The organism is Protofrankia sp. CiP1_Cm_nod4 (assembly GCF_982290645.1).
This window is the reverse complement of the sequence record NZ_CEVIVC010000086.1, coordinates 5,948-18,172: the sequence shown is the minus strand read 5'-3', so window position 1 is coordinate 18,172 and position 12,225 is coordinate 5,948. Positions and strand designations below refer to the sequence as shown.

Below are 12,225 nucleotides of genomic sequence, written 5' to 3'. Positions count from 1 at the left end.
ACGCCCGCCGCATCGCCGGGTTCATCGGCTTCTGGTTGGCAGGCAGGGGCCGCGAGACCGCGTGCTTGGTCAGTCGGATCGATCAGGACCACATCCACCGTCAAGCCAGCCTGGGCGCATTTCACCGCGGCTTGCCTTGCCCTGTTCAGATCGGACAGACCGTCGGTCACGAGGAGAATCCGCACAACCAACGGTCTTGGGGCGAGTCCCTCGCTGTGCTGCCGAGCGCGGTCAGGCGCCGCGGCGATGTCGGTCCCATTGTCCGGCCGCGATGGTCATGGGTTAACGTGCGTATGCAGGCACAGCGCGTGCTGGGCGAGCCGGCTGGTGTGCGCGGTGACCGCCAGCCGGGCCGGGAGCCGCTGGCGGCGCCGATCGCCTGCCCTACGCTGCTGTCTCCTCCCGAGAGCACGCGCGCCACGCGAGGGACGATGCCGAGACGACTCGAATGTCACTCATGGTCACTATTTGCGTCAACTGGGCGAGGGCCATTGTTCCGTACGAACCGGCCAACGGGGTCACTACCTGCTCGTTCGCCGGGCACCCGATCGTCCCGATCGATAGGTCGAACCTATCGACCCAGGCCAGACGTCAACTACGCAGCGTGGTGGACCTAACGCACCACAACAAGAACCGTTCGATCACGGTTCCGGGTCCCGAAATCATCATCCGCCCGGTCGCCACGCGGTCACCGACCTGGGACGATTCCCGGTGACCACGCCGACCGGAACATCATCTAGCGGATCGGACGGATGTTCCGTATACCTGGCGGGTTCCAAGGTTCCGGTCCGTAGCCATCCACCGGCAGAACCAGGAGCTGGGCGACGGGATCCGCCTCATCGACAGAGCCGGCTCACCCGGCGGCTATCAGGTTGTCCGAGGCGGGCCAGAGCGGGGCCGGCTTCAACGTGCGCCGCCAGACCTACCGGGTGATCAGTCGCATCGACGACGGGGTGCTGGCCGCGACAGTCGCCGCGGTCGAACCCAGCCTCGCCCAGCGGATGCGCACCGGGAATGTGTTGCAGTTGTTGCAGTTGTTGCAGTTGGAGCAGATGAGGCAGGTGGGGCAGGCATGACCGAGCTGCTGCTACGCGATGCCGAGGCTCTCCACCGCGCCTTGGCGACGTCCGGTGGAGAGGTGAGGGTGGCGTTCTCGCGCGAGACGGCCGAGCTGGTCTCCCGGCTGCTCGACGCCCGGGTCAGAGGCGAGGAGCTCGTCGCGGCCCCCCGCGCCGCCGAGGTCACGCCGACGGAGGCAGCGGTGCTGCTAGGGATGTCACGTCCCCAGGTCCGCAAGCTGATGGACCGCGGCCTGCTGGAGTTCCGCAAGGTCGGCGCCCACCACCGTGTGCGCGTCTCGTCGATCCGGGCGTTCCTGGAGAACGAGCGCCCGCGACGGCGCGAGGCACTCGCCGAACTGGCCGCCGTGCAGAACGAACTCGGCCTGACCGAACGACCCCCGTCCGCGAGACCGACCTGATCCGCGTCGTTCTCGCGGACGCGAACGTGCTCTACTCCCGAGTCCTGCGCGACTACCTTCTCTACGCCGCCGACCAGGAGATCATCGCCGTTGCCTGGAGCCCTGCGATCCTCGCCGAGGCCGTCGAACATCTCAGACTGAACGTGGCCCGCTTCGACCGTGCTGCCGCCCAGCGTTTGGTGACAGCGATGAACCGCGCGTTCCCCTTCGCCGAGGTCGAGCCCGCCGAGGCGGATTTCCGCGCACTCGCCGACGTGTGGCTACCAGACGAAGACGACCGGCATGTCCTGGCCGCGGCCGTCGCCGCGGAGGCGAATGTGCTCTGCACATGGAACGTCAAGGACTTCCCGGCCGACGCCGCGGCGGCCGCCGAATCGAGGTGCTCACCCCCGACGAGCTGCTCTGCCGGCTCGTGGCAGAATACGAGCCACAGGTGCTCGCCGCTCACCGAACGGCTGTCGCGTCCCTGACCGGCGCGACCGACAGGTCGACGACCGCGGCCCTGCGCCGAGCCGGGGCTTCGACAACCGCCGATCTGATAGAGCGCCTCACCGGAAGCTACTGAACCTCCATCGGCGTCCGCACGGCGGCGCATGCCAGCGGCATTGTGTTCGAGGGTGTCTCCGGGTCAGACAGGAGCCCAGCCACGACCTGCCGGATCTCGCCCCAGAACGCCGCGAGCGACCTGCGCGCCGGTCAGTTCCAGCCGCGCGGACTCGCCACACACGGGAGCCCTCCATCCGCAGCCTCACTCGGACCGCCACGCGGTTGAACGACTACCACCAGGAGTCGACTGCTGCGGAGCCACAGGAGGCTCGAACCACCTGCCTGGCCCGCCGACCTGCAGCTTCGACGGGCGCGAGCACGTCCAAGACGTGAGAACCGCCGGTAGCGGAACCCGTAGAAGGTCTGGGTCGCAGCGACCGACATCACGGCCCGGCCAAGGACGGCGGCCAGGTAGCGGTTGCCCTTCCCGGTCCGGGCGGGCTTGGCCCGCCCGGCGGACTCCCGGTCCTTCGGGGCCAGACCGGCCCAGGCGGCCAGGTGGCCGGGGGTGGGGAAACGGGACGCGTCGACCCCGACCTCCGCGATGATCGCCTGGGCGGCGGTCGGGCCGATCCCGGGAATCTCGGCGAGGCGTTCGGTCAGGCTGAGCCGCCGGCCCGCCCCGGCGTCGGCGCCGGTCGACGCCGGGGGGCCTCGGCCGAGGGGTCGTCCGCCGCCCCACCGACGATCTCCCCGGTGTCGGAGTGGACCTGGCACGGACGTACCGCGCGGTCCTCGGACTCAGCGGGCGTGACCGGGCAGGGACGTCCAGCGGTCCGGGTCGGCGCCGCCGAGCCAGCGGTCGATGTCCGCGCGCCACCACACCCGGGTGCCGCCCCAGGCCCGGGTGCGATTGACCGTCGCGGCCGGCGCGGGCGCGACGGGATCGATCCGCAGCCGACGGTCGACGGCCTGCCGGGTCAGACCGAGGACGACGGCGATGTCGGAGGACCCCACGAATACCGGCGGCTCATCCACGGGATCCGACGATAACCGGCCCGGTCACGGATCCGCTCCGGCTCCGTGATGGCGACGCTCCCGCCGGCATGAGCAGACCACGCCCATGACGTCACGGCTGCTGACCAGCCACGATGACAACCGCGATGAGGTGGCTCGGGCGGCCGAGCATCATCCGGCCGTAGCCGCGACCGATACCTAGTAGTACTAGACGAGCAAGTCCGAAGTCTGGGCTCGCGGTGGCCGGGCATAGGGAGAGAGCTTCAAGGCCCTGCTCGGCCACCACAGCGAGACCCGCTGGCTGCGCCACGCCCGGGCGCACCTGGTCGGGGCCCCTGCCTGCCCGGCCAGCCCGGCCAGCCCGGCTACAACAAGCGGCTGACGTCGGCGTTGCCGCTGGTCAAGACCTCGGCGCCTGGGGAGGGCCCCAGCCATCGGCGTCGTCGGTGAAATCGGCATGGGGCTCGAAGGCGAGGCTCCGGACGTATCCCACGCGCCGAAGACAATGTCCGCGGAGAGTTCGATCGGCACGTCTTGCCATCCAGCGAGGTAGGCAGCGAAGTACGTGGGCAGGACTGGGATAACTCGACGTCGGTCCTGATGTCAGGGCCGACATCCACCAGGTACCCGCACGCCGACACTCTGTTCCAGCGATGCTTGCGGGCGACCAGCACGCTAACAGAGCGAACCAGCGTCAACGTCGCCGACCACCGCGCACGCCAGTGGGCAGGAACAACGAGCAGAGGGCACGGTGGCGGGGCAGCCCATTCTCCTCGGCGGCAAGACGCTCCGCGGATCACGCGGTTGCGCGGCCGATGCATGGCACCTGCTCGCCACCCTCGACCACGACCGGGGTCCCGTGTTCGGCCAGGACGACGTGGAAGCCAAGACCAACGAGATACCCCAGCTCCTCGTCCTGCTCGTTCGGCGAGGGTGACGTCGTGGACCTTGTCATGATCTGCTGAACAGCAACTTACCAAAACGCTGCAAGCCGCCCGGCGGATTCTCCCGCATGCCGTTCCTTTGGCCACGCTTGACTCTAATTCGAATTAGGTATAGAAAGAGTAAAGACAAAAAGTACACCGCCAGGAGCGGCGCGGTACGGCCAACGAACGCCAACGCCGCAGGGTGCGGTCCGGTGGAACCTCGAGGGGAGCTGTCCGCATGACGAACTCCGCATGACGAACCTTCCCGATGCCGTCGAGGCGATTCGTGCGTTCACGGCCGGACCGGCCCCGGCGACGTCCGTCGCTGCCTCGCACTCCTCGCGGACGACATCGTCCGCTCCGAGGGTGCCGCCAAGACCGGGGCGATCCAGGTCCCGCTCAACACCTACCTGCGTGGAGGCCTCTTGCGCCACCAACTCACGGAGACGGCGGTTGAACAGCGATCGGGGTGGCCGGCTGGCGGCGAGAAAGTACGTCGCGGCCGGGGAATCCCTGCGTCTGCCCAGGTCACGGGCTATTTCGCGCCGCCCGTGTACACGTACAGCGTTGGAGCCGGGTCGCACAGCACCAACAGCATGGAGACTCCTTCCGAAATCCCGAGAGGGGCCTTGACAGGGTACGCGGTAGCCTTACTGAATTGGTTTCAGAGTTTCTACTTTCCGTCTCCTTCGCCGGTGAAGTTGGCATTGGCGGCCTGCTGCGTCGTAGGCGGAAAAGTGAGGCTGCGCCGGGCAGGAAGGATCCGAAGCTCATGGCTCGTGCGGCTCTGACGTCGGCTACGCGGTCGACCCTCGATCTTTTGGCTGAATACAACCTCAGTCAGCGTTGCAACCTTCTCATCGGGAGCAACACGATCAGTGCCGAGGGGGCGATGTTGGGTTTTCTGCTCGACCGTCTGCTGCAGCGTGCACAAGCTCGGGGTGGGCCCTACCGAACATTCTTCACCAACTCAGGTGTCGAAGCGGTCGGGGCGGCCATAAAACTGTGCCGGCACTCGTCGGTGCGGCACAGGAGGGCTAATGACGGTAGCGTCCTCATCGTCGATCCAGAGCAGGATCTGCGCGTCTTCTTTGATCCCACAGAGCAGGGTTCCTCACAGAGTCTCGCACCGGGACTGTGCTTCGTCGAGTCTCTCGACGTGGCGGCTGACCGACTAGCGGAAAAGGCCTGGTCGGGCGTGATCGTCGCACGCTCAGAATGGGAGGCTCGGCCCCGCCTGCACGACGCTTTCGCCGACGCTGGACACGAATCGGGCGCCTTACTCGTCCTCTCGAATCTCGGCCGCGACTTGGGCGGCACGTACTTCAGTCAGAGCGGGATACAGGCCGACGCCCATATCTTCGGAGAGGACCTCTCGGCTCGACAGCTTCCTTTCGGATGTCTGACCATGAGCCAGCGGGCTCATTCAGTGTGGAACAACATCAAAGACGCCGCCGCGCATACCACCACTTTCGGCGGGGCCGCCGTCTCACTTCGCGCGGTACTGGAGGCGCTGGATGCCGCTGACCTGATCGAAGCCGAGGACAAGATTGTCCTCAAGCGTATCGAAGGTACGATGACGGCGCGGGTACGAGCATTCCATCACTACGTGAACCCCCCGATGGCCCGTCTCAACGACGCCATGGGAATGGCTCTCGACATCAAGAGCGCACTAGGTAGCCGGCTGGTGCTCTCCGACGGGCGGGAGATCATCGATTCCGGTGGTGGATCGGGTAGCAACTTACGCGGCCACAACCCTCCGGACCTGGTGGAGAACGTCCTCACCGCGCACCGCCCGGACGGGCGCTACTACGATCAGCTTGAGTCTGTGCTGCAGGTACTGACGGGGTATCCACACTCGGTGCCCGCCGTGAGCGGTGGTACTGCCGTTGATCTAGCTGTCAGCTTCGCCATGCTAGCGCAGCCGGATCGTAAAACCATTGTCAGTTTTCGTGGCAACTACTCCGGGAAGACTCCCATCTCGCTCAGTCTCAGCAAGCATGGCACGCTGTTGACCGAGTCGGACAGAGAAGCGTTCCGACCGTACTATGCCAATCTTGAGTACATCGACCTCGATGAACCCGGCTGCGAGTCTCGGCTGAAGACGGTCCTGAACCGGCCAGACGTGGCATTGGTCTGGCTGGAACTCATCCAGGGCGCTGAATGCCGGCCCATCCCCGACTCGATTATCGAGTTAGTACACCGCTGCAAGGCGTCGGGAGGCTACCTGGTTGGGATCGACGAGGTGCTGACCGGCGGGTGGCGGATCGGTGGAGATTTCCTGGTACATCGGCGTCTCGCGCTGAATGTCGACGTATCGGCGATGGCCAAGCCCCTGAGTGATATGACGGTGCCACTCGGCGTCGCTCTCGTTACCGACGATGTTTACCGTCGCGCGGCCGCGAGAAACCCGAAACTAGTCGAGAAGCTCACTCGGCACTACCGGTGCGAGCTCAGCGCGCATATCGCGCTGAACGCACTCTCTGGATGTGCAGATCCCGAGCGAATCGTGACGGCGACGCGGCTGCAGGAGATGTTCGCCGAAGGCCTTCGGCGCATCTCTGCACAGTCCAGGATCTTTGCGGCCGTCTCGGGCGAGGGCGGACTGATACGGCTCACTCTCTCTCGCCGCTGGTTCCCGTTCCACTGCCGCTCGGCGCTGGGGTGTGCGCTCGAAATGGCCCTCGCCGAGCTAGTGCTGTCCAACTGCGGGGTCTTCGTGCCGATACTCCGATTTCATCAGCGGATATTCGCCGACGAGGCTGAGCTGCGCGAAGTTCTCAACAGACTCGAGCGCGGAACCCGCCAGGTGCGCCCTGTACACGTCTATGTAAACGCCGTACGGGGCCTCCTAACCTACGCTCGCCGAGCGCGCTACTTCCGCTCGGCGGTCGATTGGGCGACAGAATAGTGTTCACCTTCGACGCTGCGCTGAGGTATGGAACAGTAGAACAGGTAGGGCTGACGCGAGCCCTCTCGACGCCGCTCACACCCAGTCTGACTCGGCAGACCGCAGAAAGATGAGGTGCCTGCGAGCACGCTTGAAGGTACCGATCCCGGAAAGGACGGAGACGCAATGGCGTATTATTCTCCGCTGGACAGCCTGGTGACAGACGATCCCTACCCGTACTACAAGGCTCTTCGAGAAGAGCAGCCGGTCTACTACAACGAGAAGGACGACTTCTGGGCGCTGTCACGGTACGACGACGTCGCAGGGGCACTCCACGACCCGCTCTCGTTCTCGGCACGCAAAGGCACGGTGTACGAGGACCAGACGCTTGAAGAACTCCCGGTCCCGATGATGGCGTTCCTCGATCCTCCGGATCACACCCGGATGCGGACCATGGTAAGCGGCTCCTTCGTGCCCAAGGCTGTCGCCGGTTTCAAGGTGGCTTTCGGTCGGAACTTCGTCGCACAGTTCGACCGGCTGCCGGGAGCCGAGCTGGATGTGTGCCAGGATCTGCTCCTCCCGTGGGCGATCGAGAACGACCTCGAGCTACTCGAGATCCCGGCGGAGTCTCGTCCACTCTGGCGAGAATGGCTCAATGCGTGCTTCCAGCGCAAGCGCGGAAACATCAGTTTCACCGCGGCCGGGGAAGAGGCCATCGGGCATATCATGACCTTCCTGGCCGAAGAGCATCTGCCTCGGCTTTACGCCACGGAGGGAACATTCCTGTCCAGGCTGATCAATGGAAGTGCCGACGGTGACAGGATGTCAGAGGCGGAGGCTCTCGGGTTCTTATTCCTCATGGCACTGGCTGGACCGGAGGACGTCGCTCGGACAGCCGGATATGTGCTGGCCAATGTTTCGGCGCAGCCGAGTGTGGTGGAGCTGGTCCGAAATGATGAGCCCACGCGAATGAACGCCATTGATGAGACCATCCGCCGGGATGCGTCCACGCAGTACATGCGAAGAACAACGGCCTGGGATGTTGATATCCGCGACACGGTGATCCCCGAGGGTGCGCGCGTGCTGCTGCTGTTCGGCGCGGCCAATCGGGACCCGGAACTATTTTCCGATCCGGACACGTTTGATATCGATCGCCGGAACTCTCGCCTGGCCATGGGCTTCAGTCGAGGCATACACAGCTGCCTAGGCATTCACGTCTCCCGCCTACAGATGGTCGCCGGGCTCGGCGAGTTCTTCAACCGCGTCGAGAGTGCTGAGTTGGACCTCGACGCCGCCGAGTCGGTGCACGCGATGAACATCACCGGCTTCCAGAGGCTACCGGCCCGGCTCAAGCTGAGGTGACGGCGTGGGTTGACCGCCAGTACGGACCGTCAACCGAGTGAGCTGATACCGACGAGATGGAGTTGAGATGACGACGGTTATGATCAACGCGATAACAGTGCCGCCTGGGGTTGAGGACGAGCTGGCGAAACGGTTCGAAGCGCAAAGCGCGTTACTCAGCGGGCAGCAGGGTTTCGTGGATTTCCAGCTGCTGCGTCCAACGGACGAGCGAAACCGGTGGCTGGTTGTCAGCCGGTGGGATTCGGCGGCCTCGTATGATGCCTGGAAGAACTCGGCCGTATTTGACCAGATGCACCGCGGTCAGCTATCGGGACACGGACACCCCGGGAGCTCGCCTACGCACGGCGACGGTCCGCTCGCCATCGAAAGTGAGGTCTGGTCCTTCGAAGTCTCTACGACGACTGCATAGCGACGCCGCCATGCTCGAGGCCAACAGAACCGAGGAACTGGAAGATGCCGCGGTCCGCAGCGCCAGAGCGCTGGCACATCTGAACGCAGCTCATTCCGACGACTGCCTGATCATCGGCCGGGAGCTCGGTAAGGCAGCCGATGCCATCTCCGCCGTGGCCACCGAGATCGATGGCCACGGGATGAATCTTCAGGTTACGACCCCCGCTGACCGGAGGGATCTATGGATTCCGTTCGCCGGCGGCACGGATGCCCCGGACCGCATCAGGGACGAGGTGACCCGGCTGGCCGGGCTGGCCCGGTGGATGGCGGATCAGGGCGGCGGCGGAGCCGCCGGTGCCAGCGGGGATGCGGAACAGCTGCAGCCGACTGGGGTGATCTCGGGACGGACCTCCCCTGCGGGCAGAGCCGTCCTCACCGCGAAGGGGATCGAGAAAAGTTACCGACCGCGATTAGCGTGGCGGCAGCAGAGCCGCGTGCTCCGGGGAGTTGATCTCGAACTGTTCCCCGGGCAGATCGTGGCACTGGTTGGCGAGAACGGGGCAGGCAAGTCGACCCTGCTGCGGATACTGGTGGGTCTGGAAACTCCGGATCTGGGTGAGCTGCGTCGCGTCGAGCGGGTCGGATACTGCCCGCAGGAGGCGGCTCTGTACGCCCGGCTGACCGTTCGGGAGCACTTCCGGCTCTTCGGGAGCGCGGTCGGGTTGTCAGTCGAACAGATTAACCAGGCGGCCGAGGAACTGCTCGATCAGCTGTCCTTCGCGCAGTACGCGGACTCGGTGACCGACGAGCTGTCGCTTGGTACCAAGGCGAAGCTGAACTTGGCGCTGGCACTGCTGGGAGAGCCAAGACTGGTTCTGCTTGACGAGCCCCACGCCAGCTTCGACTGGGATACCTACCTACGGTTTTGGGAGCTGGCGAAGCTGCGACGTCAGGATGGCACCTGCATTGTCATCGTGAGCCATCGTACGGATGATACGGAACTGTGTGACCAGGTCTACAATCTTTCCAATGGAAAACTCGGACGGGTCAGCTAGTGAATGCGTTCCAGCTATCGCGCCTGTTCGCAGTCGACTTTCTTAGGCATCGACTGAACTGCCTGCTGCTCGTATGCTTCCCCGTCGTGTTCGTACTCGTGTCCGCCGATGCACTGACCGACTTCGCGCGCGTGCTCGGAGGTCACACCGGCCATAATATGATGGGCTCGTTCTCGGCGGCCTGGGCTGGTGCCATAAGTGCTGGTCTGGGCACCTACTTCTCGACGAGCCGCACCAGGGGCGCGGACCACCTGGTCGATCTGAGGACGGCCCGCTGGGATATCTCGATCGCGCGTCTGGCGCTCTTCGCCCTGGTGGGGGCTGGCTGCTGGGGGTCCGCGCTGGCCGCGCTGCGTGTGTGCACTGATGTCAACGTAACCCTGCAGATTGCCGTTGGAACAGGCCTTCTGGTTGGGACCTACGGTTGCTTCGGGGCGATCGTCGGCTCTCTTGTCCATGATGAACTGACGGGCAGTTTGGCTCTCGTCGGGGTGTGGATGCTCGACGTCTTCCTGGGGCCGGCGATGGGCGGCGGCTCGCTGCGGCTGGCGGCTCTGGTGCCCTCCCGCCCGTCGAGCGAGGTCATCATGTCCGGCGTCGACGGCTTTCCGACTGCCCTGCTGGGCGGCATCGTGTGGCTCTCGCTGTCATTGATCGCCAGCTTTGTTCTGCTCGACCGGCAGGTGGCCCACGCGGCGGTGGCGTGGACCCGGGCGAAGTTTGAGGTCAAACCCGTCGGCCAGCGAGATCCCGGCCGTCACCCGGTACCGGTCGGATCTCAGGACTCACGACCGATCGGCCGCCCGGCGGCCGAGCTCACCCGGTCGACGATACGAACATACGCGCGAAACCGGATCCTGTTGCTGGTGCTGCTGGCCACACCCGTCACCTTTGTCGGGGTCAGTTTCTTCATGTTCACCGGAGTGCAGGTCCAGGTGCCCGCGGCCATTGACAACCAGGCGGTGCTGCTGACCATGGCGATGCCCAAGCTGCACGGTGCCTACATGGGATACATGACCGTGTCGTTCCTGTCCGCCGTGGCAGGTCTGTTTGTCGTGATACGTTCGAGGGAGGCCGACTCGCGGCTGATTGTCAGCGGTTACCGCCGACGTAGTATTCTCATCGTGAGGTTGCTGACAGTCGCGGCCGCGTCCTGTATCGTCAGCCTGGCGGCACTGCTCGTAGGTTTCTGCGGCTTCCGGCCGGAGAACTACGGATTATTCGTGGTCGCGTATCTGCTGGGTTCGGTGACGTGGGGATGTATCGGTGCCGCTTTCGCGCCGGTCCTCGGCCGCGTCGGGGGAACGTTGTGCATGCTCCTGCTCCCTTTCCTCGATGTCGGTATCGCTCAGGACTACATGCTGGGTCCGCAGCTGCCGGCGTGGTCCGAGAACTTACCGTCGGCGGGCTCCGTGCAAGTCCTGATCGACTCTGCGTTCAGCACGAGCTTCCACAGCGCCACCGATATTGCGCTGGCCGGCGGCTGGCTGCTCGGCGCGGTGGCGGCCGCGACAGGAGTGCTTCTACTGTCCCTGCGGACGATCGCGAACTCCTCGATCATGAACGGCTTACCCGAGTAGACTGCGGCCGAGAGGACCGCCGGCCCTCAATGTCGCTACAGGTAACAGTCAACGACCCGGCTGGGGATTTGGGCACCATCGAAAGGAAAGGATGATATCCGTGAAGGTCAGGGTGGACATCACGGTCTGTGAAGCCAAGCGGCAATGCAACTTGATCGATCCGGCGCTCTTCTCCCTGGACAGTCAGGGCTACAGTAACATTGGCATCGCGCGAGAGGTCCCTGACGGTGACGAGGACCAGGCCGAGCAGGGCGTGCACGCGTGCCCGGTGCAGGCACTCAGCACCTACTCGGACTGAGCTTGCCGTTTAATCGCCAGAAGGCCGTGGAGGCCGCTCAACATTCCTCCGAACAGCTGATCAGTCTCCGCCGTTGAGGTAGGTGACGACGGCCCGGACGCGGCGGTGCTCGTCCGGGGTGGGCAGCAGCCCCAGCCTGGTGAAGACACTGGCGACGTGGGTCTCGACGGTACGCAGCCCGACGACGAGGCGGGCGGCGATCGCGGTATTGGACAGACCCTGCGCCATGAGGCCGAGGACGTCGCGTTCCCGTTCGCTGAGCGCGGCGAGGGCGCTGGCGGGCGCCCGTCTCTCGACGAGGGCCCGGATGACGATCGGGTCGAGCACCGAACCTCCCGCGGCGATCCGGCGGATCGAGGCGAGGAAATCGTCGATCTCGATGATCCGGTCCTTCAGGAGGTAACCCAGTCCTCCGGCGTCGGCCGTGAACAGGTCGAGGGCCCCACCGACCTGGACGTGCTGGCTGAGCAGCAGCACGGCGGTGGCCGGATGGTGTTCGGGGTCGGCAACATCTGGGCCCTGGACATCAGAGTCGGACAAGGTCGATCATCTGCTTCCGCGACTCGGCGGTGTAGAGCAGTTTTGATCTCGGCACCTGCGATCCTCCTTGAAACTATTGCTCCAAAGAGCCCAGACGTGAACAGAATCGGGTCAACTTCAGCCCCGGCCGAAACCCGAATTTTGGAGCCCAACAGGGCGTCCGGCCGCGGATGACGCGGAAGCTTGCGATCCAGGGCGTCC

13 protein-coding genes and 1 pseudogene are annotated in these 12,225 nt (G+C 65.0%); 10 read left to right on the top strand and 4 right to left on the bottom strand.

Annotation, left to right across the window (positions count from 1 at the left end; genetic code table 11):
* Positions 1-872 precede the first annotated feature (872 nt).
* Genes AC5LSR_RS16155 through AC5LSR_RS16145 form a run of 3 tightly spaced genes read left to right on the top strand, consistent with a single transcriptional unit; the run spans position 873 to position 1,950 of the window.
* Positions 873-1,076 (top strand): hypothetical protein, encoded by a 204-nt coding sequence (locus AC5LSR_RS16155; RefSeq protein WP_250284573.1) that lies wholly within the window; start codon positions 873-875, stop codon positions 1,074-1,076.
* Complete coding sequence (locus tag AC5LSR_RS16150; RefSeq protein WP_250284575.1) at positions 1,073-1,480, top strand: helix-turn-helix domain-containing protein; 408 nt, start codon at positions 1,073-1,075, stop codon at positions 1,478-1,480. Before AC5LSR_RS16155 ends, AC5LSR_RS16150 begins: the two co-directional genes overlap by 4 nt.
* Positions 1,477-1,950, top strand: a complete 474-nt coding sequence (locus AC5LSR_RS16145) for a PIN domain-containing protein (protein WP_493465241.1) — start codon at positions 1,477-1,479, stop codon at positions 1,948-1,950. Before AC5LSR_RS16150 ends, AC5LSR_RS16145 begins: the two co-directional genes overlap by 4 nt.
* Positions 1,951-2,176: 226 nt before the next feature.
* Here AC5LSR_RS16145 and AC5LSR_RS16140 read toward each other — a convergent pair whose 3' ends face one another.
* Positions 2,177-2,743: an IS110 family transposase gene (locus tag AC5LSR_RS16140; protein WP_250284579.1), complete on the bottom strand. Its 567-nt coding sequence runs from the start codon at positions 2,741-2,743 to the stop codon at positions 2,177-2,179.
* A gap of 24 nt (positions 2,744-2,767) precedes the next feature.
* On the bottom strand, positions 2,768-2,983 hold the full coding sequence (locus AC5LSR_RS16135) for a hypothetical protein (protein WP_250284580.1): 216 nt from the start codon (positions 2,981-2,983) through the stop codon (positions 2,768-2,770).
* Positions 2,984-3,248: 265 nt separating this feature from the next.
* Between AC5LSR_RS16135 and AC5LSR_RS16130 the strand changes: the two are divergent.
* Positions 3,249-3,388: pseudogene (locus AC5LSR_RS16130) on the top strand (IS982 family transposase); the annotation flags it as partial.
* A gap of 391 nt (positions 3,389-3,779) precedes the next feature.
* Here the strand turns inward: AC5LSR_RS16130 and AC5LSR_RS16125 are convergent.
* Positions 3,780-3,938, bottom strand: a complete 159-nt coding sequence (locus tag AC5LSR_RS16125) for a hypothetical protein (protein WP_250284581.1) — start codon at positions 3,936-3,938, stop codon at positions 3,780-3,782.
* 743 nt (positions 3,939-4,681) lie between these two features.
* Here AC5LSR_RS16125 and AC5LSR_RS16120 point away from each other — a divergent pair.
* From AC5LSR_RS16120 to AC5LSR_RS16095, 6 genes are all read left to right on the top strand, one after another.
* Positions 4,682-6,820, top strand: a complete 2,139-nt coding sequence (locus AC5LSR_RS16120; RefSeq protein ID WP_493468638.1) for an aminotransferase class III-fold pyridoxal phosphate-dependent enzyme — start codon at positions 4,682-4,684, stop codon at positions 6,818-6,820.
* A gap of 114 nt (positions 6,821-6,934) precedes the next feature.
* Positions 6,935-8,161: a cytochrome P450 gene (locus AC5LSR_RS16115; protein WP_493468637.1), complete on the top strand. Its 1,227-nt coding sequence runs from the start codon at positions 6,935-6,937 to the stop codon at positions 8,159-8,161.
* A gap of 67 nt (positions 8,162-8,228) precedes the next feature.
* Positions 8,229-8,570, top strand: a complete 342-nt coding sequence (locus AC5LSR_RS16110) for an antibiotic biosynthesis monooxygenase family protein (protein ID WP_493465239.1) — start codon at positions 8,229-8,231, stop codon at positions 8,568-8,570.
* A gap of 10 nt (positions 8,571-8,580) precedes the next feature.
* Positions 8,581-9,606 carry an ATP-binding cassette domain-containing protein gene (locus AC5LSR_RS16105; protein WP_250284585.1) on the top strand — a complete coding sequence of 342 codons (1,026 nt, stop codon included), beginning with the start codon at positions 8,581-8,583 and terminating at the stop codon, positions 9,604-9,606.
* Positions 9,606-11,186 carry a hypothetical protein gene (locus tag AC5LSR_RS16100; RefSeq protein WP_250284587.1) on the top strand — a complete coding sequence of 527 codons (1,581 nt, stop codon included), beginning with the start codon at positions 9,606-9,608 and terminating at the stop codon, positions 11,184-11,186. Before AC5LSR_RS16105 ends, AC5LSR_RS16100 begins: the two co-directional genes overlap by 1 nt.
* A gap of 112 nt (positions 11,187-11,298) precedes the next feature.
* Positions 11,299-11,484, top strand: coding sequence for a ferredoxin (locus tag AC5LSR_RS16095; RefSeq protein WP_493468636.1), 186 nt, complete (start codon positions 11,299-11,301; stop codon positions 11,482-11,484).
* A 60-nt stretch (positions 11,485-11,544) separates the two neighbouring features.
* Here AC5LSR_RS16095 and AC5LSR_RS16090 read toward each other — a convergent pair whose 3' ends face one another.
* Positions 11,545-12,024, bottom strand: coding sequence for a response regulator transcription factor (locus AC5LSR_RS16090; protein WP_250291137.1), 480 nt, complete (start codon positions 12,022-12,024; stop codon positions 11,545-11,547).
* Between the last annotated feature and the right edge of the window lie 201 nt (positions 12,025-12,225).